Source organism: Pseudomonas sp. NGC7 (genome assembly GCF_047159675.1).
Lineage (GTDB): Bacteria > Pseudomonadota > Gammaproteobacteria > Pseudomonadales > Pseudomonadaceae > Aquipseudomonas > Aquipseudomonas kermanshahensis.
Genome location: NZ_BAAFZY010000001.1, coordinates 2,544,967 through 2,570,904, shown reverse-complemented (window position 1 = coordinate 2,570,904; position 25,938 = coordinate 2,544,967). Strand labels below are relative to the sequence as shown.

The window sequence follows — 25,938 nt, the reverse complement described above, 5'->3', positions numbered from 1 at the left end:
CAATGCCGTTCACCCCGGACATTAATGTCCGCAATCAGGAGTGCGCAATGGACAGCCTCAGCGGCTTCGTGGTCTTCAACCGGGTAGCCGAAACCCGCAGTTTCGTAGCTGCAGGCCAGTCGTTGGGCATCAGTGCTTCGGCTGTGGGCAAGCGCGTGGCACGGCTGGAAAGCCGCCTGGGTGTGCGCCTGTTCCACCGCAGCACACGCAGCATCACGCTGACCGCCGAAGGCACACTGTTTCTTGAACGCAGCCGCCGTATCCTGGCTGAGATCGAGGCCACCGAGCAGGCCCTGTCACAGGCCAGCGAAACCCCTCGCGGTCGCCTACGCGTGAGCCTGCCCCAGGTCACCGGGCTGGTCATGCCGGCGCTGGCCGACTTCATGGCGTTGTACCCTGAGGTTGAACTGGACCTGGAGTTTACCGACCGCATGGTGGATATCGTCGGTGAAGGGTTCGATGTGGTGATGCGCGGCGGTCAACCCGTGGATTCGCGCCTCAATGCCAAGTTCCTCGGCCACTTCCAGCATCGCCTGGTGGCATCGCCCGAGTACCTGCACGAACGCGGCACGCCCACCCACCCCCGCGACCTGAGTGCACACACCTGCCTGCACTACCGCTTCCCCAGCAACGGCAAGCTGGAGACCTGGCCGCTGCGTCAGGAGCACCCCGACCAGGGCTATGACATCCCCATTTCGATGGTGTGCAACCATGTTGAGACACGCATCTGCTTCGCCCTCAACCACCGCGGCATCACCTGCCTGCCAGACTTCAGCGTGCGCCGCGAACTGGCCGCTGGCACGCTGGTAACGGTACTAGACAGTTTCATGGAGCGGCGTGGCAGTTTCTACCTGTTGTGGCCGTCGGGGCGCCAGGTGCCGCCCAAGCTGCGGGTGTTCATCGATTTCATGCTTGAGCGGGTGTTCCCCGGCAGCCCTCAACCGTACAAATAGTTGATGTCCTTGTAGGCCAACGGCGGCACCTGGCTGATCAGAAAGTCACGCAGTTTGTGCATCTGCCGGGCCTTGGGGCTGGATTTCAGCCAGGTCATGTAATAACCGTCACCGGTGGCCACCGCGTGCTTGAACGGCGTCACCAGCCGCCCTGCCGACAGGTCGGAGCTGGCCAGCACCAAGTCCACCACCGAGATGCCCAGACCTTGCTGGGCCGCCGAGATCCCCTGGTCAAGGGTATCGAAAACCTGTCCCTGGTCGATGCTGATATCCAGCGCGTCCATCCGCGCCAGCCAGCGTCGCCAGTCGCGCCGGTCCGGCGACGGGTGCAAGAACTCGCATTGGCGCAGGTCGGCAAGGTCGGGCTGGGCTTGCGCCATGTAATCGGGGTGACACACCGGGATCAGCCACTCATCGAAGAGCTTGAAGCTCTCGACATCGGCGGGGAAACGGCCGTTGGCCAGCAGGATGGCGCAGTCGTAGGGCTCCGAATAGAAGTCCACGCTGTCAATGTCCATCCACACGCTCGACAGTTGCACGCTGCTGCTGTCATCGAGCTTCTTGAAGCCGTCCAGGGCCCTGAGCAACCAGCGCATGGTAAGCGTGGAGGGCGCCTTCAGACGCACGCCATAGCGGTCCTGACGCAGCAACGCGCAGGCGTTCTCGATGATCTTGAAGCCGACCTTGAGCTCTTGTGACAGCAGGCGCCCGTGCTCGGTCAGGCTCAGTTTTGGACCACGACGCTCGAACAGGTCGCAGCCGAACATGGCCTCGAGGGTCTTGATGTGGTGGCTGACCGCCCCTTGGGTCAGCGCCAGCTCCTCCGCCGCACGGGTAAAGGAGCCATAACGAGAGGCCACCTCGAAAGCACGCAGGGCGTGCAAGGCCTGAATCCGTTCCGACATGGCGACGTCCGAAGCATGAGTGAGACTAATAGTAGGTCATAGTTCCACGCGTTTTACAACGTTAAGTCTGTCTCAGAAAATGCGGGTAAATAATAAAGATTACCAACGATTCTGCCTGCATATGACTGGAACGTTACTTAATTAGATGCCTGGGGAAATCATGTTTACGGGTTATGGAAACTGCTATCGCCTGGATGCGCTAGAGCTGGCCGCTGAACATGTGCGGAACACGCAACATTGGACGTACAAAACCATACAACATTTTCGCAGCATTCTCGCCAACCCCGAATTCCCCTGCCTGTTTGGCCGCAAGGCAGTCGCCAGCGAGACCTGCCACATCCTCTTCGCCCGCGCCGAACAACTGGCCGACGACATCGCCCAAGGCCTGGCTGACTACGTGCGCACCATCACTCCGATCCCGCTCAAGCAGCGCATCGGCAGCCCATTGGTGGTGTTTCTCGAAACCGCCAGCGAATACACCCTTGCCGAGCAACAGGCGCTGGCCTGGAAAGTTTTGCAGGGCGTGCACGCGCGCGACCCGCATCCTTGGCCCCAGGCGATGCCGACCGACCCTCACGACACGGGCTGGTCGTTCTGCTACGCCGGCATGCCGCTGTTCATCAACATGAACTTCCCCGGCCACCAACAGATGAAAAGCCGCAACCTGGGGCCGCACATCACCTTCGTCATCAACCCGCGGGAAAACTTCGACGAAGTGGCCAACGCCAGCACCGAAAGTGGCAAGCGTATCCGTGCCCGCATCCGCGAGCGGGTACTGCATTACAACAACGGCATCATGCCCGACACCCTTGGCGCGTTCGGCGATGCCGACAACTACGAGTGGAAGCAGTACCAGCTACAGGAGGCGGGTTCGCTCAACCCGTCACGCTGCCCGTTCCACGCCCATGTAACAGCCGACACACTGATCGAGAATTGACCGTGAATACCGCACTCACCGCCACCTATGCCCTGACTGTCCTGCTGCTGATCGCCACCCCTGGCCCAGTGGTGGCACTGATCGTCAACACCGCTGCCGCCTCCGGCTCGCGCAAAGCCATGTTCACTGCCGTGGGGACCAACTGGGCGTCCTTGGTACTGATTGGCGCGGCGGCCTGGATCATCCTGACCAGCGCGGCCATCGACAAGGCCTGGCTCAGCGGCATGAGCCTGCTGGGCTGCCTGTTCATCGGCTACATCGCCGTGGGCACCCTCAAGGAAGCCCTGCAGGCGCCCACCCCAGCGTCGGCGAACGAAGCGCCTGGGCCTGGCCGTGGCGGCCTGCTGCAAGGGTTCATGGTGGGTATTTCCAACCCCAAGGACATCATCTTCTTCATCGCCTTCTTCCCTCAGTTCATCCAGATCACCGAGTCGTTCGGCAAGAGCATGGTGGTGCTGTCGCTGTTGTGGGTGGCCATCGATTTTGCCGTGCTCAGCCTGTACATCTTCGCCATCGGCAAGATCGCTTCGCAGCGCAGCAATCGGGTCATCAGCCTGGCCTCGGGCGTCGCCCTGCTGCTGATCGCGGCCGGCGGCCTGCTGTACAACCTCAAGGAACTGGCGGCCTGAGCCGGATGCCTCGCAAGGAGTGCCCATGAGATCGACCGACACGAGCACAGATGTTTTGGGCCTTCCTTCGCCGCTGCAACAGGACTACCAGCGCTTTCTGCAACTGGGCAGCCGCCGTGCGCCACACGCGTTGCACATCCACGAGAGCGGCTACCGCTCGGGCACCATCAACACCGATGCGCTCGGCCTGCGCTACAGCCACTGCGCCGGTAAGCGCTTCTCGGCCGCCGAGCGCGGCACGGCGCCGCGCATCAACCTGTTGGTCGGGGGCTCCACCGCCTTGGGCGTCGGCGCCAGCAGCGATGAGCACACGGTGGCTTCGCACCTGTCGATGCTGACCGGCGAGGTCTGGCTGAGCCTGGCAGGCTGCGGGCTCAATGCCGGCCAAGAGCTGCTGATGTTCCTGACTCACCAGCACCGCCTCGGCCAGCTCGGCCACGTGGTGGTGCTCAGCGGCCTCAATACCTTGGCCCATGAGGCCCTCTACGAAATCCTCGCCAGCCCCCGCGAGGCGCATCACGTCACAGGTTTTCAGGAAGCCTTGAACAGTTTCAGCGACGGCATGCCGCCTGCCGCAGCCCCCCGCCGACAATCGCTTTGGCGGCGCATCGGCCAAGCCTTGGCCGCGCCCCCTCCCGCGCCTCCAGCCGCCCAACCGCTGTCGCCCCCAGAAAAACGCCTGGCCCGCGCGGCCGACAGCATCGGCCGTACCCTGCGCCAGTGGGAGCGGCTGCTGGCAGACAGCCACGCCACCCTCACCTTCATTCTTCAGCCGCTGCTGCCCTGGTGCCGAGAAACCTTGCCAGCGGGCGAGCAAGCCATGCTGGCGGCGCTGGCGCGGCAGCCCGCGAACTTCGAGCGCCTGCTGGACGGGGTCTTCGACAGTCACTTGCACACAGCCTTCTTTCGCCGCATCAAAGACCAGGCCGACCCGGTAGCCTGCTATGACATGAACAGCATGCTCAGCAGCTCCCCCGTGTTTGGCGCCGACCTGTTCGTCGACCGCCTGCACCTCAACGACCTGGGCAACAACGCACTGGCCAAAGTCATTACCGCCAAGCTTGGCCTGGCCCAGGAAAAACACGCTCAGCGCAAGGTCACGCCTATCAAGCTCGTCTGACAGTTGCCCGCCGGTCTTCCGGCGAGGCCCCTTGGGTGGCTAGAATACGTCGTCGTTCCGACTCGCCCGAGGCGTACCTGTACCTGTGATGAACATCCAAGCCGTGCATCAACCACTGGCCGCCTGGCGTGACTGCCCGTCCCACGAGGCCTGCCTGTGAGTCGTGTGGCAACCCTGTCGCCGCTGGTGATCGCCTTGATGCCACTGGCCGCGCAAGCGCTCGACGTGCGCATCGACCCTCATGCCGACTTGCTCTACCGCCAGGCCCTGCCCTTGCTCGAGCAGGCCGACAGCCAGGACGACGGCGCCAGCTCGCTGCGCACTGCAGTGGGCAGCGACCCGGAGCTCACCCGCCAGGGCCAGGCCCTGGCGCACACCTTGCCCACCGCCGTGGCACTGCTGAAAAAGTCGGTGGAGCTTGGCCACCCCGTGGCCCAGTACCGGCTGGCGTTGTACTACATGACCTACCTGCCGGTGGCCCAGATCCCGGACGCTGCCTGCCCTTTGCTGGAGGCGAGCCTCAAGCAAGGCTTCGCCCCCCCGGCGCCGGCCATTGCCACCTGGTGCCCGCCCTACAACGCCAGCGCAGACTATCGCGCTGCGCTAGAGGCGATCCCAAGCATGGCCCCCCAATACGCCCCCTACTACCCACAGCCCACCCCACGACTGGCCTGCAACCGCAGCCAACCGCAAGGCCTGAACATGCAGTGGGGGCGCCAGCGTGACTACCAGGCCGAGGTGTACCGAGTGTTGGCCGACCTTGACCCAGGGCATCGCCAGGCCTTGCTGCAGAAGGCCGTGGACATCAACGGATGCTCGACTGCGCAGCGCTGGTTGACCAGCCATCGATAGCGGCCAGTCGACAAACCAGCAAGATCGTTCAAGCCATGGCCCGCTTCACTCTGGCATGCTGCCCAACCGAGTACACGCGTTGCAGCCACCATGCCCCACAGCCCACACATCGCTCGCCAAGCCTTTGTTCATGGCGCCATCGCCATCCTCCCGCTTTCCCTGGCCGTCGCCCCCTGGGGCCTGCTGGCCGGCTCCATGGCCATCGAGGCCAACCTCAGCGCCTGGCAAGGCCAGGGGCTGTCGGCCATCGTCTTTGCCGGTGCCGCACAACTGGTGGCAATCGGCATGCTCAAGGGCGGCGCCAACCTGGCGTCGATCCTGCTCACCACCTTGCTGCTGACATCGCAGCACCTGCTGTACGGCCTGTCCATGCGCCCGGTGTTGTCGAACCAGCCGCTGCGCTGGCGATTGGGCCTGGGCTTTTTGCTGACCGACGAGTTCTTCGCCCTGACCAGCCATTATGACCAGCAGCAGTTCAATCGCTGGTATGCGCTGGGTGTGGGCCTGACCTTCTACATCGCCTGGAACCTGTTTACCTTGGCAGGCATCGTCCTTGGCCAGAACATTCCGCACCTCGACCAGTTGGGCCTGGACTTCTCGATTGTCGCCACCTTCGTCGCCCTGATCGCGCCACTGGTGCGCAACCTGGCCACGGTGGTGTGCGTGGCCGTGTCGCTGTTCTGCTCGGTCCTGTTCAGTGCCTGGCACTGGGAAACCGCCCTGGTGGCCGCTGGCCTGCTCGGCATGGGCGCCGGCTTCATTTGCCAGAAGTGCTTTGGAGGCCGCGCATGACCTGGTTACTGATTTTCGCCATGGGCGCCATCGTGTTTCTCAATCGCTATGCGTTTCTTGAACCACGCCTGCCCTTGCGCCTGAGTTCCAATGCCCGGCAGTTTCTGGGCTTCGCGGTGCCGGGCATGCTCACCGCCATCTGCGGGCCGATCATTTTCATGCCTGACCACCAGCTGAACCTGAGCCTGCTCAACCCTTATCTGCTGGGCTCGGTGGTGGCCGTCATCTTGGTGCTGTTGACCCGCAGTGTGTTGCTGAGCATGCTGGTGAGCATGTTGATCTTCTTCCTCCTGCGCAGCTGGCTGGCATGACCACGCCCCTGCGCGAGCAGACGCACCTGTGGCAGGCGCCGGCGCTGGGCGACGTCGAAATGCTGCACGCGCGGTATTTCCAGCAGCGCTTCGCCCCGCACGTGCATGAAGGCTACGTGTTCACCGTGATCGAGTCGGGCGCCCAGCGCTTCTGGCATCGCGGCAGCGAACACCTGGCCCCGGTGGGCAGCATGGTGTTGATCAACCCCGACGAACTGCACACCGGCGCCACGGCCCACGAAGCCGGCTGGCGCTACCGCGGTTTCTACCCAGAACATGAGCGGGTAACGGGCGTGCTGGAGGAGCTGGAACTGGGCCGCCACGGCATGCCCACCTTCAAGGACAGTGTGATCCAGGATCCGGCCCTGGCGCTCGCCTTCAGCCAGCTGCACCAATTATCCGAAGCAGCAGCCAGTGCCCTGGAACAGCAGACCGCCTGGCGCCATGCCGTGCTGGCCCTGGTGCAACGCCATGGGCAATGCGCCGAACCCGCTGCACCCGGCCATGAGCCACAGGCGGTGGCTCGCGCCCGTGAACTGCTGGAGAGCCAGTTGGCCGACCCGCCATCGCTTGAAGCCCTGGCCGCGGCGGTCAACCTGTCGCCCTTCCACTTCGCCCGGGTGTTTCGCCAGGCCACCGGCCTGCCGCCCCATGCCTGGCTCAAACAACGGCGCCTGGCCCGTGCCCGTGAGTTTTTGAAACATGGCCAGGCGGCTTCGGAGGTGGCGTTTGCGCTTGGGTTTGCCGACCAGAGCCACTTGAGCCGGCAGTTCAAGCAGGCATATGGGGTAACCCCAGGGGCATACCGCAGCGCCTGCCTGCCAGGCTGACCCCGTGCGACACCCGGCCCCAGGCAAGCTTGCTGGCCACTGCTACACTGACAGGGCTGAATTGGAGGATCCTGCCATGTCCGAAAGAGAGCTCACCACCCTCATATCGCTGATGAACCAGCGTCAGGCCTGCCTGAGCAGTGCCTGCAAGGAGATTGCCGACTGGATCGACCGGCAGGGCGATGTGCCCGCCGCCGGCAAGATCCGCGCGAGCCTAAAGGCCCTGGAGGCCGACGAAGCCCAGGTACGCAAGACCTTGACCTCGCTGACCCTCGACAGGCCATTGCCGCGTTTTCGTAGCTGAATGAACTGGGGCCGCTATGCGCGGCCCCAGATGAATCAGTGTTTCATGTGCATGTGGTCATGCCCACCGCCTGCCTCGGTGAGCGGACGCACTGGCGCTTGCACCGGAAGCCTTTCCTTGCCGCCCTTGGCATCTTCGATGACCAGGGTCAGCGGCACCTGCTCGCCTTCTTTCACCTGCTGGTTCAACCCCATCAGCATCACGTGCAGGCCGTTCGGGTCCAGGGTGACTGCTTTGCCAGCCGGCAACTCGACGGCCTTGACCTCACGCATGCCCATCACGTCGCCGTTCATGGTCATTTCATGCACTTGCACGGTCTTGGCCACAGGCGATTCAACGCCCACCAGCTTGCTGTCGCTACTGGCCGTGAGGGTCATGAAGGCACCGGTGGACTGTTGGTGCGGCACGCTGGCGCGGACCCAGGCATCACTCACGGTGGTCTGGGCCAGGGCTGGCAGGGCAAAGCCCAGCAGGGCGATGGCGGCCAGGCCGCGTTTGATCGGTTGCAGTGAAACAGCCATTAGCAAATCTCCATCAGGGTGACCAGGTCTTCAGCACATTCCTTGGCATTCAGGGAATGACCCAGGCTCAGGCGCAGGGTGCCACGCGTATCGTAGACGTAGCTGGTGGACGAATGAGAGATGGTGTAGGTATCACCGGCCGGGACCTTCTCGTAGAACACCTTGAACTCTTTAGCCACCTCGGCGATTTCTTCGGGGGTGCCCGTCAGCGCGGTGAACGAGGGGTCGAACGCTTTGACATAGGCGTCGAGCACTTCGGGGGTGTCGCGCTCCGGGTCCAGGGTAATGAACACCACCTGGAACAAGTCACGGTCGCGACCCCTGAGCAACTGCCTGATTTGCGCCGCCCGCGCCAGCGTGGTCGGGCAGACCGCCGGGCACTGGGTGAAGCCGAAGAAAATCATTGGCATGCTGCCGTAGAAGCTCGACAGGGTACGCGGGTTGCCTTGGGGGTCCTTGAGGTTGAACTTGCGCCCAAGGATTTCGTTGCTCATGTTCTTGCCGTACTTGAACTCAAGACCCCGGGCCGGGCTGCAGCCAGCCAGCAGGCCAAGCCCGAGAACGCCCATCCCGGCGACAACCGCGCGCCGGGTATACAGATCATTCATGGAACTATCCTTTACAGGCCATCCTTTACAGGAAAGGTACCGGCCCTTGGGACGGGCCAGCCGAAAAACCGGGGCATTCTTACATGACACCCCAAGTGCTTCTACCCGACGAAGGCGCAGATGGCCTGCAGCCCTTTGAATACGGGCTGCGGCCTGTTGTCGCAGGGGTTGAACTCGTAACAGTTTGTTGCTAAGGAAGCGGCGAACCCTGGTATCAGTAGTACGCGTTTTCCTTCTGGGTGTGGTCGGTCACGTCGCGCACTCCTTTGAGCTCCGGAATACGCTCGAGCAGGGTGCGCTCGATGCCTTCCTTCAGGGTCACGTCGGCCTGGCCGCAGCCCTGGCAACCGCCGCCGAACTGCAGCACAGCGATGCCGTCGTCGACCACGTCCACCAAGCTTACCTGGCCGCCATGGCTGGCCAGGCCCGGGTTGATCTCGGTCTGCAGGTAGTAATTGATACGCTCGTTGATCGGGCTGTCCTCGTTGACCATCGGCACCTTGGCGTTCGGCGCCTTGATGGTCAGCTGGCCGCCCATGCGGTCGGTGGCGTAATCGACCAGGGCGTCTTCCAGGAAAGGTACGCTGACTGCATCGAGGTAAGCGGTGAAGCTCTTCAGACCCACGGCGGTGTCGTCAGGCTTCTCTTCGCCCGGCTTGCAGTAGGCAATGCACGTCTCTGCGTACTGGGTGCCTGGCTGGGTGATGAAAATGCGGATGCCGATGCCGGGCGTATTCTGCTTGGAGAGCAGATCGGCCAGGTAATCATGGGCGGCGTCGGTAATGGTTATAGCGCTCATGGAAGTTCCTCACAGACTTGCGGCCAAGTGTACGCCAACCTGGCCCTTGTACAAAGTCCTAGTATTTGACTCGGGAAAGCGCATACGCCGGCGCCTGCCCCCGTGGCGCCGCCAGCCAGGCCTGCATTCGCCGGTACAGGCCGCGCTCCAGCCACTGGTAGCTGAACCACGACATTAGTCCAATGGACGGCACGCACAGGGCAAACACCAGGTACGGGTTCAGGTGCAGCCGCTGGCTGGCGAACCAGCCGGCATACAGCACCAGCACGTGAATCAGGTAGACCGAATACGAACAGTCACCCAGCGCCTTGAGCAGCCGATTACCCGCAAACACCGGCTCCAGGGAGACAAAGGCCAGCACCACCAGCGCGCTCGGCAGACCCCAATGCAGCAGGCGCTGGGAGGCGTCGAGGTGATAGATGGCATACCCCGCCACCGCGAGCAACGCCAGGGGCATCCAGGTGCCCTGGCGGATCAGGCCTCGCCGATACAGCACACCCAGGCCGATGCCGAGCAGGAACTCATAGATGATGTCGTTGTTGTAGAAGCGGCTGAGCACACCCAGGCGCCCCAGCACTTCACTCACCAGCAGCAGCGCGACAGTGACCAGCAGCAACTGATGGCGCTGGCGGACCAGGAATGCCAGGCCGAACAGCAGGTAGAAGAACATCTCGAAGTTCAGCGTCCAGCCCACGTTCAAGGTCGGATAAAGGCCATACCCGCCGGGGTTTTCCGCAGGCACGAACAGCAGCGATAACAGCAGGTGGTGCCAGTCGAATTCCTGGTGCGGCATCCAGCGGCTGGCCGCCAGCAGCAGGCCCGCCATGACCAAGGTGTAAAACCAGTACGCCGGGACGATACGCAGCACCCGGTTGAGCAAGAACTGGCGGGGTTCGATGGTTTTGTCGCGGGTGGAGAGGTAAATAACCAGGCCGCTGATGACGAAAAAGATGTCGACGCCGACAGCGCCCCGGTCGGTAAGCAGTTGGCCGATGGGCCCGCTGGCCTTGAAGTCGAAGAAGATCTGCATGAAATGGTGGCAGACCACCACCCAGGCGGCGAACGCCCGCAGTGCCTGAAGCGAATACAGCATGAAATACCCTGCGATTGCCGGTGCATTGAGGCCTCGGCGAGCGCTTCGCACTCGTTCGCAGGCAAGCCCGCTCCCACAGGGACCACGCAAAACCTGTAGGAGTGGGCTTGCCCGCGATTGGGCTGCAAAGCAGCCCCCGGACCACCCAACCTTTCCGACCGCAGTTGTTTCGGAAAGGTCAGGTTGACCGATCAGAGGTTCTCGTAGCGGTTCATGTCCAGCACACCCGCTTCCACCGGCTGGGTCTCCTTGATGTAGCTATTGAGGTCATGGAAGTACTGCCAGAACTGCGGATGGCTGCGGCGTACGCCCCAGCGCATGACGATTCGCTCGAATTTGCCAGCATCATCACGCGCATACTCCATGTCCTCGACAAACTCGGGCACGTCCTCGGCCGGAATGTTGAAGATGAAGTTCGGGTAGCTGCTGAGCACGCCCGGGTACAAGGTCAGGGTGTCCAGCCCAGGCTGATAGCGGTAGGCCTCGCCCAGCAGGAAGGCAACGTTGCTGTGCGCACGGTTGCGCAGCAGGCTGTACACCTGGCGCTGGCCGCCAGGCCCCTCGATACGCAGCATCGTCGCCTCAGGCAGTTGATTGATGACCTTGAGCCCGGCAGCCGGGCGCGACACCAGGCGGCTGAGCGACTGCTCGACATTGCGGAACGCTTCGTTCATCTGCGGCCGCGAGCAGTACGCCCCCTGGCAGCGGTTGATCGGGTCAGGTGCCGCATTCAGGCTGCCGGTACGCTGCACCAGCTTGAGCCCGAAGTCGCGTTTTGGGTTCGCCGGGTCCAGCTTGATACCGCTTGGGGTGTCAGTGTCGATGTCCTCGTAATCGAGCCACATCTTCACCTTGCCGCTGTTCTGATACCAGTCACTGAGGATCGCGCCACGCTGGTCGGCCGGCATCAGGCGCAGGAAGTTGACCTCCGCGCCATTGCGGATCAGGTCGAAGTACAGGCGGGTCTGCAACTGGTGCGAAACGTTGCCGAATACATCGAAGTTGACGGCCAACTGGTAGTAAGTGCGCTCGAACAAGGGGTAGTCGAACAGCCACACGGTGAGCGGCACATCCCCGATCAGGCCCTTGGTCACCGAGGCGCTGTCGAAGTGGCGGAAGATACTCAGTAGAGCATTGTCGTTACCGGCCCACAGTGTCGACCAACCCGGCGCCGGCATTTCGGCATAGGCTTCGCGGCGCAGTTTTTCGTATTCGTTGCGCTTGTCGCGGTAGGCATGCCAGAGGCCCAGCACACTGCCCACGTCGTCGATCTGCCCCGGCATGGCCAGCAGCGGCGTGGCCTCGCCACGGTACTGGGCATCGATGATGTAGCGGTCGTGGGCCGGCTCCTGGAACAGCGCCCAGAAGTTATCGCGGATCACGTCGGTTGCAATCTGCCCACGGCACACCGGGCCACGGATGAAGGTGCGCACGAAGTATTCGGCGTTATCCAGCATGAACTGGTAACGCGCCACCGCCGGGATCGCCTCGAAGGTCTCGAACGGGTTGGCCCGGTGGCGCGGGCCATAGCCTGGCAGCGCCGAGGCATGCCAGTCCCCCGCGTAGAACAGTTGCTTGACCCGCTTGAGCTTCTGCGGCCCCATTGGGTAAGTGATGTGCGTCTTGTGCACGATCACACCCTGCACCGGCATCAGCCGGTAGTAAAAGTCGGTACCTGGCGGGTCGTTGGGGCGTCGGGTCGCGATCACGTCGACCGGCTGGCCACTGGGCGTGCGGGAACGCACCCACTGGAAGAAGTGGCCCTGCTCGCCGCCGACGAAGTAGATGTGCGCAAGGAACAGGTGCTCGTAAAGCCAGCGGCCAACCAGCGCCTCGGTCGAACCCGGGCGGTTGAGCAGCTCTTCCCAGTCGGCGATCTGCTTGGCCTCGACCGCACTCGGCTGAATCGGCTGGTACTCCACCGGCGCGCCAGCCGCCAGCCAGCGTTGCAGGGTGGTGTACTCCTGGTCGGTCAGGCCGGTGACCGCCAGTGGCATGCCTTCTTTAGGGTGCGCGCCGGCGTAGGCGTCGAACTCATGGGGCAAAGGGCACATGTTGTTGCGGTTGATGCCCAGGACGATGTCCTCGGGCAGCTTGGCATTGGGCGTAAGCGGCGTCTTGTGCCCCAGCTCGAGCATGCGCGCCATCAGCGCGGCCTGGCTGCCCTGGCCGTCGAGCACCGAGTAGAAGCCCTTCTTGCGCCACTCGCCCTCGCTGTGGGCGTCGTAGAACAGCCGCGTGGTCGGCACCGCCGCGCTGCGGTCACCTTGGTACACCGGCACCTTGGTCGCTCCCCGCACCGCGCCCTCAGGGCTTTCCAGCTTGAGCTGGCAGGCCGCGTCGTTGCAGGCATGGCAGGCCACGCACTTCTCGGTGAAAATCGGCTGGATATCCCGGGTGTAGGAAATAGCCGGGCTCGATTGGGCAGCCTGCCCGAAGGTCGCGCCACTGATGAGCAAGGCGAAAACGCCCGCCCAAGCACGAATACAACGATGCACCATGTGCGGAAAGTCCTGGTTCTTGAAAGCCATCACGATTGCCTGGTCGTCCTTGGGTGCTTGTGTGCCAACATGAGCTAAATTCATGCAAATGGGCAGTGCGCCTAAAAACCGCGCAGCTTTGTTATGATTCGGCACCTTCTGATATTCGCCCGACCAGGTAGTTCCTATGTCCGACCGCAGCGCTCGTCTCCAAGCACTCCAGCACGCACTCAAAGAGCGCATCCTGATCCTCGACGGCGGCATGGGTACTATGATCCAAAGTTATCGCCTCGAGGAACACGACTATCGTGGCACGCGCTTTGCTGATTGGCCAAGCGATGTGAAAGGTAACAACGACTTGTTGCTGCTCAGCCGCCCCGATGTCATCGCCGCGATCGAGAAAGCCTACCTGGACGCTGGCGCCGATATTCTCGAAACCAACACCTTCAACGCCACGCAGATTTCCCAGGCCGACTACGGCATGGAATCGCTGGTCTACGAGCTGAACGTCGAAGGCGCGCGCATCGCCCGCCAGGTGGCCGACGCCAAGACCCTGGAGACGCCGGACAAACCGCGCTTCGTCGCCGGCGTACTGGGCCCGACCAGCCGCACCTGCTCGATTTCCCCGGACGTCAACGACCCCGGCTACCGCAACGTCACCTTCGACGAACTGGTAGAAAACTACATCGAGGCCACCCGCGGCCTGATCGAGGGCGGCGCCGACCTGATCCTGATCGAAACCATCTTCGACACCCTCAACGCCAAGGCCGCGATCTTCGCCGTGCAACAGGTGTTCGAGGATGACAACGTCGAACTGCCGATCATGATCTCCGGCACCATCACCGACGCCTCGGGCCGCACCCTGTCGGGCCAGACCACCGAAGCCTTCTGGAACTCGGTGCGCCACGCCAAGCCGATTTCCGTCGGCCTCAACTGCGCCCTCGGCGCCAAGGACCTGCGCCCGTACCTGGAAGAGCTGTCGACCAAGGCCGACACCCACGTCTCGGCGCACCCCAACGCCGGCCTGCCCAACGCCTTTGGTGAGTACGACGAAACCCCGGCCGAAATGGCCGCGGTGGTCGAGGAGTTCGCTGCCAGCGGCTTCCTCAACATCATCGGCGGCTGCTGCGGCACCACCCCAGGCCACATCCAGGCCATCGCCGAGGCGGTTGCCAAGTACAAGCCACGTGAGATCCCGGAGATCGCCAAGGCCTGCCGCCTGTCGGGTCTGGAGCCGTTCACCATCGACCGCCAGTCGCTGTTCGTCAACGTGGGCGAGCGCACCAACATCACCGGTTCCGCCAAGTTCGCCCGGCTGATCCGCGAAGAGAACTACACCGAAGCCCTGGAAGTGGCCCTGCAACAGGTCGAAGCCGGTGCCCAGGTAATCGACATCAACATGGACGAAGGGATGCTCGACTCCCAGGCCGCCATGGTCCGCTTCCTCAACATGATCGCTGGCGAGCCGGACATCTCCCGCGTGCCGATCATGATCGACTCCTCCAAGTGGGAAGTGATCGAGGCGGGCCTCAAGTGCATCCAGGGCAAGGGCATCGTCAACTCGATTTCCATGAAGGAAGGCGTCGAGCAGTTCAAGCACCACGCCCGCCTGTGCAAGCGCTACGGCGCCGCCGTGGTGGTGATGGCCTTCGACGAGGTCGGCCAGGCCGACACCGCCGCGCGCAAGAAGGAAATCTGCAAGCGCAGCTACGACATCCTGGTCAACGAAGTCGGCTTCCCGCCGGAAGACATCATCTTCGACCCGAACATCTTCGCCGTCGCCACCGGCATCGAAGAGCACAACAACTACGCTGTCGACTTCATCGAAGCCTGCGCCTACATCCGCGACCACCTGCCCCACGCCTTGAGCTCGGGTGGTGTGTCCAACGTGTCGTTCTCGTTCCGCGGCAACAACCCGGTGCGTGAAGCGATCCACTCGGTGTTCCTGTTCCACGCCATCCGCAATGGCCTGACCATGGGTATCGTCAACGCCGGCCAGCTGGAAATCTACGACGAAATCCCGGCCGACCTGCGCAACAAGGTCGAGGACGTGGTGCTCAACCGCACCCCGGAAGGCACCGATGCCCTGCTGGCCATCGCCGACGACTACAAAGGCGGCGGCGCCACCAAGGAAGTCGAAAACGAAGCCTGGCGCTCGCTGCCGGTCGGCAAACGCCTGGAACATGCCCTGGTCAAAGGCATCACCGCGCACATCGTCGAAGACACCGAGGAGTGCCGCCAGCAGTGCGCGCGCCCGATCGAAGTCATCGAAGGCCCGCTGATGAGCGGCATGAACGTGGTCGGCGACCTGTTCGGTGCCGGCAAGATGTTCTTGCCGCAGGTGGTCAAGTCGGCGCGCGTGATGAAGCAGGCCGTAGCGCACCTGATCCCGTTCATCGAAGCCGAAAAAGGCGACAAGCCCGAAGCCAAGGGCAAGATCCTGATGGCCACGGTCAAGGGCGACGTGCACGACATCGGCAAGAACATCGTCGGCGTGGTGCTGGGCTGTAACGGCTACGACATCGTCGACCTGGGCGTGATGGTGCCGGCCGAGAAAATCCTGCAGACCGCACGCGACGAGAAATGCGACATCATCGGCCTGTCTGGCCTGATCACCCCGTCGCTGGACGAGATGGTCCACGTTGCCCGCGAAATGCAGCGTCAGGGTTTCAACCTGCCGCTGATGATCGGTGGCGCGACTACCTCCAAGGCGCACACGGCGGTGAAGATCGAACCCAAGTACAGCAACGACGCGGTGATCTACGTCACCGACGCTTCGCGCGCCGTCGGCGTGGCGACCCAATTGTTGTCCAAGGAGCTCAAGCCCGGCTTCGTCGAGAAAACCCGCCAGGATTACGTCGACGTGCGCGAGCGCACCGCCAACCGCAGTGCCCGCACCGAGCGCCTGAGCTACGCCAAGGCCATCGCGGCCAAGCCGCAGTATGATTGGGCAAGCTACCAGCCAGCCGTGCCTACCTTCACCGGCGTCAAGGTGCTGGAAGACATCAACCTGCGCACCCTGGCCGAGTACATCGACTGGACACCGTTCTTCATCTCCTGGGACCTGGCCGGCAAATTCCCGCGCATCCTCACCGACGAAGTGGTCGGCGAAGCCGCGACGTCGCTGTACAAGGACGCCCGCGAGATGCTCGACAAACTGATCGACGAGAAGCTGATCAGTGCCCGCGCCGTGTTCGGTTTCTGGCCGGCCAACCAGGTCGCCGATGACGACATCGAGGTCTATGGCGATGACGGCCAGCCCCTGGCCACCTTGCACCACCTGCGCCAGCAGACCATCAAGCCTGACAACAAGCCAAACTGGTCGCTGGCCGACTTCGTCGCACCCAAAGACAGCGGCGTCACCGACTACGTCGGCGGCTTCATCACCACCGCAGGCATCGGCGCCGAGGAAGTGGCCAAGGCCTACCAGGACAAGGGCGATGACTACAGCTCGATCATGGTCAAGGCCTTGGCCGACCGCCTGGCCGAAGCCTGCGCCGAATGGCTGCACGAGCAGGTGCGTAAAGAGCACTGGGGTTATGCCCGCGACGAGCACCTGGATAACGAAGCGTTGATCAAGGAGCAGTACAGCGGCATCCGCCCTGCCCCCGGCTACCCGGCCTGCCCGGACCACACCGAGAAAGAAACCCTGTTCCGCCTGCTCGATGGCACGGCCATTGGCGAGACAGGCCCAAGCGGCGTGTTCCTGACCGAACACTTTGCGATGTTCCCGGCGGCGGCGGTCAGCGGCTGGTACTTTGCCCACCCGCAGGCGCAGTACTTTGCCGTGGGCAAGGTCGACAAGGACCAGATCGACAGCTACAGCGCGCGTAAAGGCCAGGAGGTGAGCGTGAGTGAGCGTTGGTTGGCGCCGAACCTTGGGTACGACAGCTAAGACCGTTCTAGCCTGACTGGCCTCTTCGCGGGCAAGCCCGCGCCTACAGGGATTTGCGCGCCCTTCCTGTGGGAGCGGGCTTGCCCGCGAAGAGGCCAGCAAAGCCAACACCCCTTCCATTGCCTACACTGTCCCTGATTGCCTCCGAATACCCAGGAGCCCCCATGGACGACTCAAGCCAAGGCAAGCCCCCCACCTTCTGGCAAATGCTGCACAGCATCCTCGCCGCCGCCTTCGGTGTGCAGAGCGGCAAGAACCGCGCACGCGATTTCACCCACGGCAAGGCCAGCCATTTCATTGCGATGGGTACCGTGTTCACCCTGCTGTTCATTCTGATACTGATCGGCCTGGTGCAATTGGCCATGCACATGACCGCGCGTTGAGCCCATGAAAACGCCTGCGGGAATCCCTCCCGCAGGCGTCTTGGCTGGATCACGGTCTAAATGGAAGTCTACTGGTGGCTGACCCAATACACGGCGGTGACCACCACCAGGACGATCAAGCAAAGAATCGCCCAGGCATCGACACTGCTGTCAGCTTTGCGGACCTTGGTTGAGTTTCCCATTGCATTGCCTCTTGTTGTGGTTATGGGAATGCACTTCACCCACAGCAGTTAAGACGAGCAATGCCCTTTCCTCAAGCAAGGTCTTTTGTCCGGCGACGGGCGACGCTCAGGAATTGGCAAGGCCTGCATCCCTCGCCACCGCATCGTTCATCACCAACAGGTAACTCGCGGCTGCGTTTTCCAGCACGAACACCCGCAACCCCAACGCCAGGTAGGCACGCTCTTTGTACGGGGAGTAAGCATTGGTGATGATGACCCGGCCACGGTTGTGGACAAAGGGCATGACATGGTCCCTGACCCTGTCCATGAACTGCACCTCGTTAAGGTAGAAATTGCTGAAGTGACCACTGAGGATAGCCAGGTCCCCCAGGTTGCTTACACCGTCGGTCACCCGAAGCATTTCCCAACCGTCGGCCCTGGAAAAGGTCGTTTGCCCTTGCTCATGACTGTGCAGATAGCTCAGGTAATTCAGACCGTCGAGATTCGACAGCCCATTGGCCAGCAACAGCACCGAGCCCGCATTGCCATCCGTGACGACGATCGACATCGGCAGGTCGAGCCGGCCCATTTCATTGATCTCCACAGGTGCCCGGTGCCGGACCGAATTGGTCTGCATGATATAGAACGCGGCGGCAATGTAGGCCCTTGCCTCGGTCTCGCCGTTTACAGGGTCTGCCAGGAACGACGAATCGGGAGACACCACAATATCCCCATCGCGCAATCTGTATTGCGTTTCCACCGTCGTGTAAAAATAGTGTCTCACGTCGACTCGATAACGTACGACCTGGGGAGAGTTCACGAAAGTGCGGGAAGCGTTGCCATCAGGGAGGTCGATTCTCAAGGTCTGCGGATCGAAAGCGACGTCATGATTATTGACCTGCCAAAGCTCGACCAAGGCCTGCTTGATGTTATTAATATGGTGTTTTACCCGATCGGGCTGCCGAACGATTTCAGTTTGCGTCAGCGTGACCAGGGGGCTGATGTCGTTGATCCTCATTTCGCCACGAAACCCGGCGGCCCTGACGAAATTGCCATAGAAGCCCGACCCTGACATGGGCTCCAGCACACGCCTGATCAGCGGCTGCCCTGCCTGTTGGGCTGTCACCAGGTCAGCAATCAAGGCCCCGTTGATGTGCTTGGCTTCTGATGTAATTTCGCCTGGCATGCGAAAGAAACGCAGCGCCGTGATATCCACGGGCAAACGCCATTGGTGATGAAACAGCTCAACCTTCGCGGCGATGTTGGCATTGTCGCTGCTGCGCTGTACGTTTTCCGGAGCATTGGCAAACAGCCTGTTGAATTCGGCACGACGGTTCGTGGGGCGTACAAATGGAAAGAAGCGATTGGACGCTTTGTGCGTGCCGCCCGCAAGGCTGAACGTGCCTTCATGCGTGGAACCTGACAAACCCAACGTATGGGGGAGTTGCTGCGCGCCGGGCCTGCGCCATGGCCGCCACGGCGCAGGGTCAGCATTGTGGTACATGCCCCCTGGCAAGGTACGCGCAAGTTGCCAGATGCCAGACTGCAACCGATGCAGCCATACACCGCCACCGGTGCCTGCGGGCCGGACCACTTCCACCTCCACCGCCCCCGGCTCAGCGGGCTTGACCCGGTAGAAGGTGCTGCTCAGGCCACGGAAGGCAATGTAGCTCGCGCCGCCGCCTGCGTTGGCGGCCGTGTCATGGTAAAGGCGTGCCAGCGGGTCTCGGGCGTGCAGCGCCGCCAATCTGGCCTGCACCGCTGCGCCGAGTACGGGGCCGTCAACCAATTGGGCGACAGCCTCCACAGGTTCCTGCAAACGGCGCCATTCGCCGTAACTTCGGTGCAACAGCGGCCCACGCGCCGCGCCTGGCCCCTGCACCCGCCACGACGGCCCCTCCTGATGCACTTCCAGTGCGCCCGCCCCCCGCTGTATCCATGCTTTGTCGTCCTGCAAGATCAGGCCGTCGGCGCCAGGCACTTCGTGCAGCGTCACAGCTTGCAGGTAGGCGTCCAACTCAGGGTCGACGCGTAAGTCCAGCCCTTTCAGGCCACCTGGCATTGGAGCGCTTCCGGCATCGGCCAGCAGCTTGCCCATCACCGCTCTATTCAGCGCCTGCGCATCGCTGATGTTGATCCCTAGACGTTCGCGGGCAGCGTCGTCCATGCCCCGTAGAAGCACATCACTCACAGGTGCCGAACTGTCCTTGGCCGGTGCCACGGTGTCGGCGCCGTCCAGTTGCCCCCTATAGACATAGGCACCCTCCTCACCTCGACGCTGCAGGACCAGCACCTGCTCAGCCTGCTCGCTACCCCAGGCCGCGACGCTTCTACCGCCAGCCACCACCCTGACCGCGATACGCTGCTGCAGGTCGTGCGCACTGAACACACGCAGCAGCGCGCTCAAGTACATCGACTCTGCGCTGAAGGTCAAGGATTGCGGGCCGGCGGGCCCTGGCGCACCGGCCAGCGCGGCAAGGTCCGCTTGGTACCTGGCCTTGGCCAGGTTTGCTGGGCTTCGCGGTTGTGCGACGCAACGTTCACTGTGCGCGCTGACCGCACGGGCCTCGCTGCCCTGCAGCCGTTCCTCGGGGAGCTTGACATTGCCCTCCACCGACACGGCCAGCAGTGCACCTTCACCCTTGGGTACGCTGGCACGGGGTCGGTTGTGGTGGTGGATGGCGCGCTGCAGCAGGTACGCCTGCTCCGGTCGCTCGAACTGGCTTGCGGCATCATGCTTCAAGCGCGTTGCCACCTCGTCGCGATTGTCAACGACCTGCCCAGGCCGGGTGGGCGCCTGCACGTAGAAAAACAGCGAATCGGCTGTCTCGCCGTTGCCATTTTCCTGACCGGTCCCGTAATGCCATCGGTCATGCCGAGTCAGCACGACTTCACGCCTCGCTGCGCCTTCACCCTCTGCTGTCCCGCGCTCAGGCTCGAATACCCTGAGCGAGCGGCCGTGGGCATCCTCGACGCTGATGCGAACATTCAGGCTGTGGGCCAGCCAGCCCACCACCGGCCATTCCACAGCTTCCGGCAGCTGCGTGTAGCGCGGAGTCGCCATCAGCAATGCCGTTTGCCCGATTAGCTCACGGCTCATCGCTGCGCTGGCGGCTGCAGCAAGTGCCATGTCCATCGGGGCCTTCCCCCGCCACATGGCATTCAAGGCCTGCTTGCTGACCCCTGCATGACGCAGCACTGTGGCCACAGCATCATCGCTCAAGCCGTGAAGCGTCGATGGCAACATGCTGCGCAAACGCTGCACGGCCGTGACCGGGGTGACGCCGACACCGCCTGTATCGGCAGTAGACACCGTGCGACCTGGCAAAAGCGTTCGGTTGAGCTTGTCGAGCCGCGACCTGACCAGCGTGCCCGCCTTGCGCAGGAGCTGCATTTCCAGCACGGTCTCGAAAAAATCCACCAGCGTTTCGGCCGCCTCATCCCACTTCGATTGCACCAGGTTCTGCGGCAGGTCAATGGCCAGCTGCTTGGCGAACATGGCCTTGAACAGTAGCGCCCGGCCTGGGAACTTCACATCGCCAGGGACCGCAATCAAGATGACGTCCAGCACGAAGGCGAGCACCTCGGCGCCGATGCGCTGGGCATGCTCCAGGCTGCTGCTCTGATTGGGCGTGAAATGCTCTTTGACCCGCCCCACCAGCAAGGCGCCATAAGCGCTTGCCAATCGGCCGGTGACCGTGTCCCGCGACAACGGATACGGTGCAGTGAAGCGCACGCCGCTTGCGCCTCGATCATAGTCCGCCTTGCTCGCGTAAACACCGGCGCCATGGGCCCAATAGGCGCTTGCTGGGTAGGCCGTGCTAGTTGCCAACGGCTGCGGCAGCTTAGCGCTCACCGTCCGCTGTGCCGATGGCGTCAGCAGCGACCATGACCACCCCGAACGCTCACGCCGAGTGCCCCAAAGGTCGCGGCGAAACGCCTCGGTGAATACCTGCATGGCGCTGAAACCTTGCGCGGCGTTGGCAACGAACAACCGGCCCTCGGGGAACAGGCCCGCATAGACGTAAACGCCGCTGGCTGTACTCAGGGCGTACACCGGCAGGTCATGCCCCTCCACGCGTAACATGAAGTTGCCTCTGTGCAGTGTCAGCCCCGCGATTGGCAAGCCATAGCTCACTATCCCCGCCAGCGACACGCCGGCGCTCGCCTGCAGTTGCAAGAGCTGCGCAGGCGTAATCTGCCCCACTTTCAGGGCATTGAGCAGTGCTATCTCGAGGTTGGCATTCGACTCGCGCCTGATCGTCGAGGCCACCTCCGCTTGCGCAAGCCAGGCATCACACTGGGTGGCGATCGAGGCCCCGATGTCCAGCTCACGGCCAATGCTGACAACTTCATCAACCGTTACCTGGCTGCCGTCCTGCTTGACCAAGGCATCGCCATCGAGCGTCAGCCAACTGTTGTCGACAAAATTGTTGGCATCCCGGGTCAGCCGGGGCTGGGCAAGCTGGACAGGTGTACCGCGAGCGAGCCAAGCCCACAGTGGCTCGCTGACATCGGGCTTTTCGGAGCGGGCCGTGTGAATACGCACAGCGTCCACCTTCACCTCGTGCCCACACAACGCGGCGAGCTGGCGGCTGACCTGTGCCTTGGCGCCCTGCACGACCTTCATGAGTGCATCGGCGCCCACCCGGGGCGTGCCATACAAGGCGTCCAGCCGTGCGCGCTGTGCCTTGTTCAACGTCCCGTAGAACGCTTCCATTGCACCGAGGGCCTTGGCCATCAGAGCTGCAGCATTGCTTTGATCTGCGGTCAGCAGAATGGGTTCATGACCACTGGGGTATAGCGTGATGTGGGTATCGACGTGAGCCGAGCTAACGCTGTCGGCGGCAGGCAAGTTGGGCATGACAGGCTCCTTTAATTAGAGGCTGTCATCTGAACAAGGCACCAATGCCCTGCAGCGGTACTTACCTATGCCATTCAGTAATCCATCGGTGCGGTCAGAAACGGGTACGTGTAGTCAGCCGGGCGCCCTTCAGCGCTGTAGGGCTGGAAATCGACACCATGATCAGCCTGCTCGAGCAACTTGAGCCAACGCCGCGCCTTTGCCTGGTCAATCGACTGCAACGCGGGCACGCTGTGCTCACGCAGGCCATCGCGATTGACCACCAGCCCGCGCGCATCGTCGTGCAGCATGACCATGGCCCAGCCACCCAAGGTGAAGTGCCCACCCATCAACACCCCAAGGCGCCCGTCGACCCGCGCCCGCAACGCCTCGGGCGAACTGTTGACGGCGCTGAACACCGCATCGCGCCCTGGCATGCGCCCAGCCGCCTCGAATGCCTGCATGGCGCCGAAGGCCATCTCATCGTTGGCCGACCACACAAGCGTGGTGTCCGGGTAACGCTGCAGCAACACACGCGCCTGCTCGAAGGCGCGCTCACGGCTCCAGCCGCCATACACCACCTGGCGCAGACGCACCTGAGGGAAGTCGGCCAAGGCGCGGCGCATGCCCGCTTCGCGCCGTTGCGAGGCTGGCGTGGTCTTGACCCCGGCGAAGGCCACCAGGTCCACCGGCCCGTCAGTGCGTGGGAGCAAGGCAACCATCTGGTGCAGCATCTGGTAACCGGCCTGCTCGTCGTTGGTGGTCAGCGTGCCCAGCACCTGGGGATACTTCTCGGGCTGCGCCTCGATGCTTTGTGCCTGGCTGGCCGTCAGCCCGTTGTTGACCAGAAACAGCTTGACCCCGGTCCCCTTCGACAGGCGGATGATTTCCGGCGCCACATACTGTTCGTTGACCAGCACCAGATAGTCCGGCCGCTGCGGGCCCTTGAGCAGCGCCCGTGCCTGGCTCAGGGTTCGCTCGGCATTGCGCTCGCTGTATTCGACCCGCAGCGTCATGCCCAAGTCGTCAGCCGCTGCCTGCATGAAGCGCGCATAGCTGACCCAAAATGTCTCGGTGGACAAGCCTGGGTTAAGGAACACGACGGAAGCAGCCTGCGCATTGGCTGCCAACGGCAGGCTCAGGCACAAGCTTTGGCAAAGCGCCTTGAGCATGCGGTTACACCCCTTGCAACAAACCCGCGAGTATAACCCCACGGCACAGGCGGACGAACAAATGCCAGTCAGTCTCACTTAGTTCGTTTGGTTCTTTTCATATGCAAAAACATCACTTTAGCGCATAAACACACTCTGATATCGTTCCCCAGCTCCGAACCGGAGTGCGCGGCCGTGCGCGCGAATAGCTGCATGCAGCCTGAGACAGGACTTTTATGTACGTATACGACGAGTACGATCAGCGGATCATCGAGGACCGCGTCAAGCAGTTCCGTGATCAGACCCGCCGCTACCTGGCCGGGGAGCTGAGCGAAGAAGAATTCCGCCCTCTGCGCCTGCAGAACGGCCTTTATATCCAACGTTTCGCCCCGATGCTGCGTGTCGCCGTGCCTTATGGCCAGCTGAACGCGCGCCAGGTCCGCACACTGGCCAAGATCGCTCGCGACTACGACAAGGGCTACGCCCACATTTCCACCCGCCAGAACGTGCAGTTCAACTGGCCGGCGCTGGAAGACATCCCAGACATCCTCGCCGAGCTGGCCACCGTGCAGATGCACGCGATCCAGACCAGCGGCAACTGCCTGCGCAACACCACCACCGACCAGTTCGCCGGTGTTGCCGCAGATGAAATCATCGACCCGCGCCCTTGGTGCGAGATCGTCCGCCAGTGGACCACCTTCCACCCGGAATTCGCCTACCTGCCGCGCAAGTTCAAGATCGCCATCAACGGCTCGAAAGAAGACCGCGCGGCCATCGAAGTGCACGATATCGGCCTGGAGCCGGTGCGCAACGAAGCGGGCGAGCTGGGCTTCCGTGTGCTGGTTGGCGGCGGCCTGGGGCGTACCCCGGTGGTCGGCTCGTTCATCAACGAGTTCCTGCCTTGGCAGGACCTGATCAGCTACCTGGACGCCATCCTGCGCGTGTACAACCGTTACGGTCGCCGTGACAACAAGTACAAGGCGCGGATCAAGATCCTGGTCAAGGCGCTGACGCCTGAAGTGTTCGCCGAAAAGGTCGAGGCCGAAATGGTCCACCTGCGCGGCGGCAACAGCACCCTGACCGAAGAGGAAGTACAGCGTGTTTCGCGCCACTTCGTCGACCCGGACTACCTGGCCCTGGACAACGTCGACTACAGCGCCCAAGACGCCGAAGCCCCAGGTTTCGCCCGCTGGCGCTCGCGCAACACCCGCGCCCACAAGCGCCCTGGCTATGTGGCCGTGACCTTGTCACTCAAGCCTACCGGCGTTGCCCCTGGCGACCTGACCGACAAGCAACTGGACGCCGTGGCGGACCTCGCCGAGCGCTACAGCTTCGGCTTCCTGCGCACCTCGCACGAGCAGAACATCATCCTCGCCGACGTTGAGCAACGCCAGCTGCACGCCCTGTGGCTGGAGCTGCGCGAAGGTGGCTTTGCCACGCCGAACATCGGCCTGCTGACCGACATCATCTGCTGCCCGGGCGGTGACTACTGCTCGCTGGCCAACGCCAAGTCGATCCCGATCGCCGAATCCATCCAGCGCCGTTTCGACGACCTGGATTACCTGTTCGACATCGGCGAGATCGACCTGAACATCTCCGGTTGCATGAACGCCTGCGGCCACCACCACGTGGGCCACATCGGCATCCTCGGCGTGGACAAGAAAGGCGAGGAGTTCTACCAGGTGTCCTTGGGCGGCAACGCTGCGCGTGACGCGAGCCTGGGCAAGATCCTCGGCCCATCCTTCGCCCAGGACGCCATGGCCGATGTGATTGAAAAGCTGATCGCCGTGTACGTAGAACAGCGTACCGAGGAAGAGCGTTTCATCGACACCTACCAGCGTATCGGCATCGACCCCTTCAAGGAACGCGTCTATGCAGCGAATCATTAAAAACAACCAGATCGTCGACGAAACCTGGCACCTGCTGCCCAAGGAAACGTCGTTCGACGAGTTGACCAACTGCGACGACTACATCGTCCCGCTGCAACTGTGGCGCGACCATGCCCACGTGCTCAAGGCCCGCGACGGCGGCCTGGGCATCTGGCTGGACAGCGACGAAGAAGCGGAAGAGATCGGCGAAGACGTGCAGCACTTCCAGGTCATCGCCTTGAACTTCCCGGCGTTCACCGACGGGCGCAGTTACTCCAACGCGCGCCTGCTGCGTGACCGCTACAAGTTCACCGGTGAGCTGCGCGCCATAGGCGACGTGCTGCGCGACCAGCTGTTCTTCATGGCCCGTTGTGGCTTCGATGCGTTTGCCATCCGTGCCGACAAGGACCCGGAAGACGCACTGCAAAGCCTGAAGGACTTCTCGGTGACCTACCAGGCCGCCGCCGACCAGCCGCTGCCGCTGTTCCGCCGCCGCTGATCTT

21 protein-coding genes are annotated in these 25,938 nt (G+C 62.8%); 13 read left to right on the top strand and 8 right to left on the bottom strand.

Annotation, left to right across the window (positions count from 1 at the left end; translation table 11 throughout):
* Window positions 1-47 precede the first annotated feature (47 nt).
* Entirely contained in the window at window positions 48-953 is a 906-nt protein-coding gene (locus ACMCNM_RS11705; RefSeq protein WP_412764382.1) for a LysR family transcriptional regulator, read from the top strand.
* Here the strand turns inward: ACMCNM_RS11705 and ACMCNM_RS11700 are convergent.
* Window positions 938-1,858 (bottom strand): LysR substrate-binding domain-containing protein, encoded by a 921-nt coding sequence (locus tag ACMCNM_RS11700; RefSeq protein WP_027593866.1) that lies wholly within the window; start codon window positions 1,856-1,858, stop codon window positions 938-940. The two genes, ACMCNM_RS11705 and ACMCNM_RS11700, sit on opposite strands and share 16 nt — an antisense overlap.
* Window positions 1,859-2,018: 160 nt before the next feature.
* On the opposite strand from ACMCNM_RS11700, the gene ACMCNM_RS11695 reads away from it, so the two are divergent.
* From ACMCNM_RS11695 to ACMCNM_RS11660, 8 genes are all read left to right on the top strand, one after another.
* A complete protein-coding gene (locus tag ACMCNM_RS11695) occupies window positions 2,019-2,795 on the top strand; it encodes a YqcI/YcgG family protein (RefSeq protein ID WP_412764381.1) in 777 nt (258 codons plus the stop codon).
* 2 nt (window positions 2,796-2,797) lie between these two features.
* Complete coding sequence (locus tag ACMCNM_RS11690; RefSeq protein ID WP_186678823.1) at window positions 2,798-3,424, top strand: LysE family transporter; 627 nt, start codon at window positions 2,798-2,800, stop codon at window positions 3,422-3,424.
* Between the two features lie 25 nt (window positions 3,425-3,449).
* Window positions 3,450-4,544, top strand: a complete 1,095-nt coding sequence (locus ACMCNM_RS11685) for a hypothetical protein (protein WP_027593869.1) — start codon at window positions 3,450-3,452, stop codon at window positions 4,542-4,544.
* Window positions 4,545-4,700: 156 nt separating this feature from the next.
* Window positions 4,701-5,396 carry a sel1 repeat family protein gene (locus ACMCNM_RS11680; RefSeq protein ID WP_085273252.1) on the top strand — a complete coding sequence of 232 codons (696 nt, stop codon included), beginning with the start codon at window positions 4,701-4,703 and terminating at the stop codon, window positions 5,394-5,396.
* A gap of 90 nt (window positions 5,397-5,486) precedes the next feature.
* The gene (locus ACMCNM_RS11675) at window positions 5,487-6,188 is read left to right on the top strand and encodes an AzlC family ABC transporter permease (RefSeq protein ID WP_027593871.1); all 702 of its coding nucleotides are present in this window, start codon (window positions 5,487-5,489) and stop codon (window positions 6,186-6,188) included.
* Window positions 6,185-6,499 carry an AzlD domain-containing protein gene (locus ACMCNM_RS11670; protein WP_099429890.1) on the top strand — a complete coding sequence of 105 codons (315 nt, stop codon included), beginning with the start codon at window positions 6,185-6,187 and terminating at the stop codon, window positions 6,497-6,499. Before ACMCNM_RS11675 ends, ACMCNM_RS11670 begins: the two co-directional genes overlap by 4 nt.
* Window positions 6,496-7,329 (top strand): AraC family transcriptional regulator, encoded by an 834-nt coding sequence (locus ACMCNM_RS11665; protein ID WP_186678825.1) that lies wholly within the window; start codon window positions 6,496-6,498, stop codon window positions 7,327-7,329. Before ACMCNM_RS11670 ends, ACMCNM_RS11665 begins: the two co-directional genes overlap by 4 nt.
* Window positions 7,330-7,405: 76 nt before the next feature.
* On the top strand, window positions 7,406-7,633 hold the full coding sequence (locus ACMCNM_RS11660) for a hypothetical protein (RefSeq protein WP_027593874.1): 228 nt from the start codon (window positions 7,406-7,408) through the stop codon (window positions 7,631-7,633).
* 35 nt (window positions 7,634-7,668) lie between these two features.
* On the opposite strand, the gene ACMCNM_RS11655 is transcribed toward ACMCNM_RS11660, so the two are convergent.
* The 5 genes from ACMCNM_RS11655 to ACMCNM_RS11635 form a co-directional block, all read right to left on the bottom strand.
* On the bottom strand, window positions 7,669-8,154 hold the full coding sequence (locus ACMCNM_RS11655) for a copper chaperone PCu(A)C (protein ID WP_412764380.1): 486 nt from the start codon (window positions 8,152-8,154) through the stop codon (window positions 7,669-7,671).
* Window positions 8,154-8,762 (bottom strand): SCO family protein, encoded by a 609-nt coding sequence (locus ACMCNM_RS11650; RefSeq protein ID WP_027593876.1) that lies wholly within the window; start codon window positions 8,760-8,762, stop codon window positions 8,154-8,156. The genes ACMCNM_RS11655 and ACMCNM_RS11650 overlap by 1 nt, the downstream gene beginning before the upstream one ends.
* A 214-nt stretch (window positions 8,763-8,976) precedes the next feature.
* Complete coding sequence (nfuA, locus tag ACMCNM_RS11645) at window positions 8,977-9,561, bottom strand: Fe-S biogenesis protein NfuA (protein WP_012271640.1); 585 nt, start codon at window positions 9,559-9,561, stop codon at window positions 8,977-8,979.
* 58 nt (window positions 9,562-9,619) lie between these two features.
* Complete coding sequence (locus tag ACMCNM_RS11640) at window positions 9,620-10,654, bottom strand: acyltransferase family protein (protein ID WP_412764379.1); 1,035 nt, start codon at window positions 10,652-10,654, stop codon at window positions 9,620-9,622.
* Window positions 10,655-10,845: 191 nt separating this feature from the next.
* Window positions 10,846-13,185, bottom strand: coding sequence for a fatty acid cis/trans isomerase (locus tag ACMCNM_RS11635; RefSeq protein ID WP_412764378.1), 2,340 nt, complete (start codon window positions 13,183-13,185; stop codon window positions 10,846-10,848).
* A gap of 136 nt (window positions 13,186-13,321) precedes the next feature.
* On the opposite strand from ACMCNM_RS11635, the gene metH reads away from it, so the two are divergent.
* Window positions 13,322-17,029 (top strand): methionine synthase, encoded by a 3,708-nt coding sequence (gene metH / locus ACMCNM_RS11630; protein WP_412764377.1) that lies wholly within the window; start codon window positions 13,322-13,324, stop codon window positions 17,027-17,029.
* Window positions 17,030-17,193: 164 nt separating this feature from the next.
* The gene (locus ACMCNM_RS11625) at window positions 17,194-17,412 is read left to right on the top strand and encodes a DUF2970 domain-containing protein (RefSeq protein ID WP_099453514.1); all 219 of its coding nucleotides are present in this window, start codon (window positions 17,194-17,196) and stop codon (window positions 17,410-17,412) included.
* A 288-nt stretch (window positions 17,413-17,700) separates the two neighbouring features.
* On the opposite strand, the gene ACMCNM_RS11620 is transcribed toward ACMCNM_RS11625, so the two are convergent.
* Together ACMCNM_RS11620 and ACMCNM_RS11615 are read right to left on the bottom strand one after the other, a co-directional pair.
* Entirely contained in the window at window positions 17,701-22,437 is a 4,737-nt protein-coding gene (locus ACMCNM_RS11620; protein ID WP_412764376.1) for a hypothetical protein, read from the bottom strand.
* Window positions 22,438-22,511: 74 nt separating this feature from the next.
* Complete coding sequence (locus ACMCNM_RS11615) at window positions 22,512-23,588, bottom strand: ABC transporter substrate-binding protein (protein WP_099429896.1); 1,077 nt, start codon at window positions 23,586-23,588, stop codon at window positions 22,512-22,514.
* Window positions 23,589-23,803: 215 nt separating this feature from the next.
* Here ACMCNM_RS11615 and ACMCNM_RS11610 point away from each other — a divergent pair, with 215 nt between their 5' ends.
* Entirely contained in the window at window positions 23,804-25,456 is a 1,653-nt protein-coding gene (locus ACMCNM_RS11610; protein ID WP_186678856.1) for a nitrite/sulfite reductase, read from the top strand.
* On the top strand, window positions 25,440-25,934 hold the full coding sequence (locus tag ACMCNM_RS11605) for a DUF934 domain-containing protein (RefSeq protein WP_099453512.1): 495 nt from the start codon (window positions 25,440-25,442) through the stop codon (window positions 25,932-25,934). The genes ACMCNM_RS11610 and ACMCNM_RS11605 overlap by 17 nt, the downstream gene beginning before the upstream one ends.
* The last annotated feature ends 4 nt before the right edge of the window (window positions 25,935-25,938 follow it).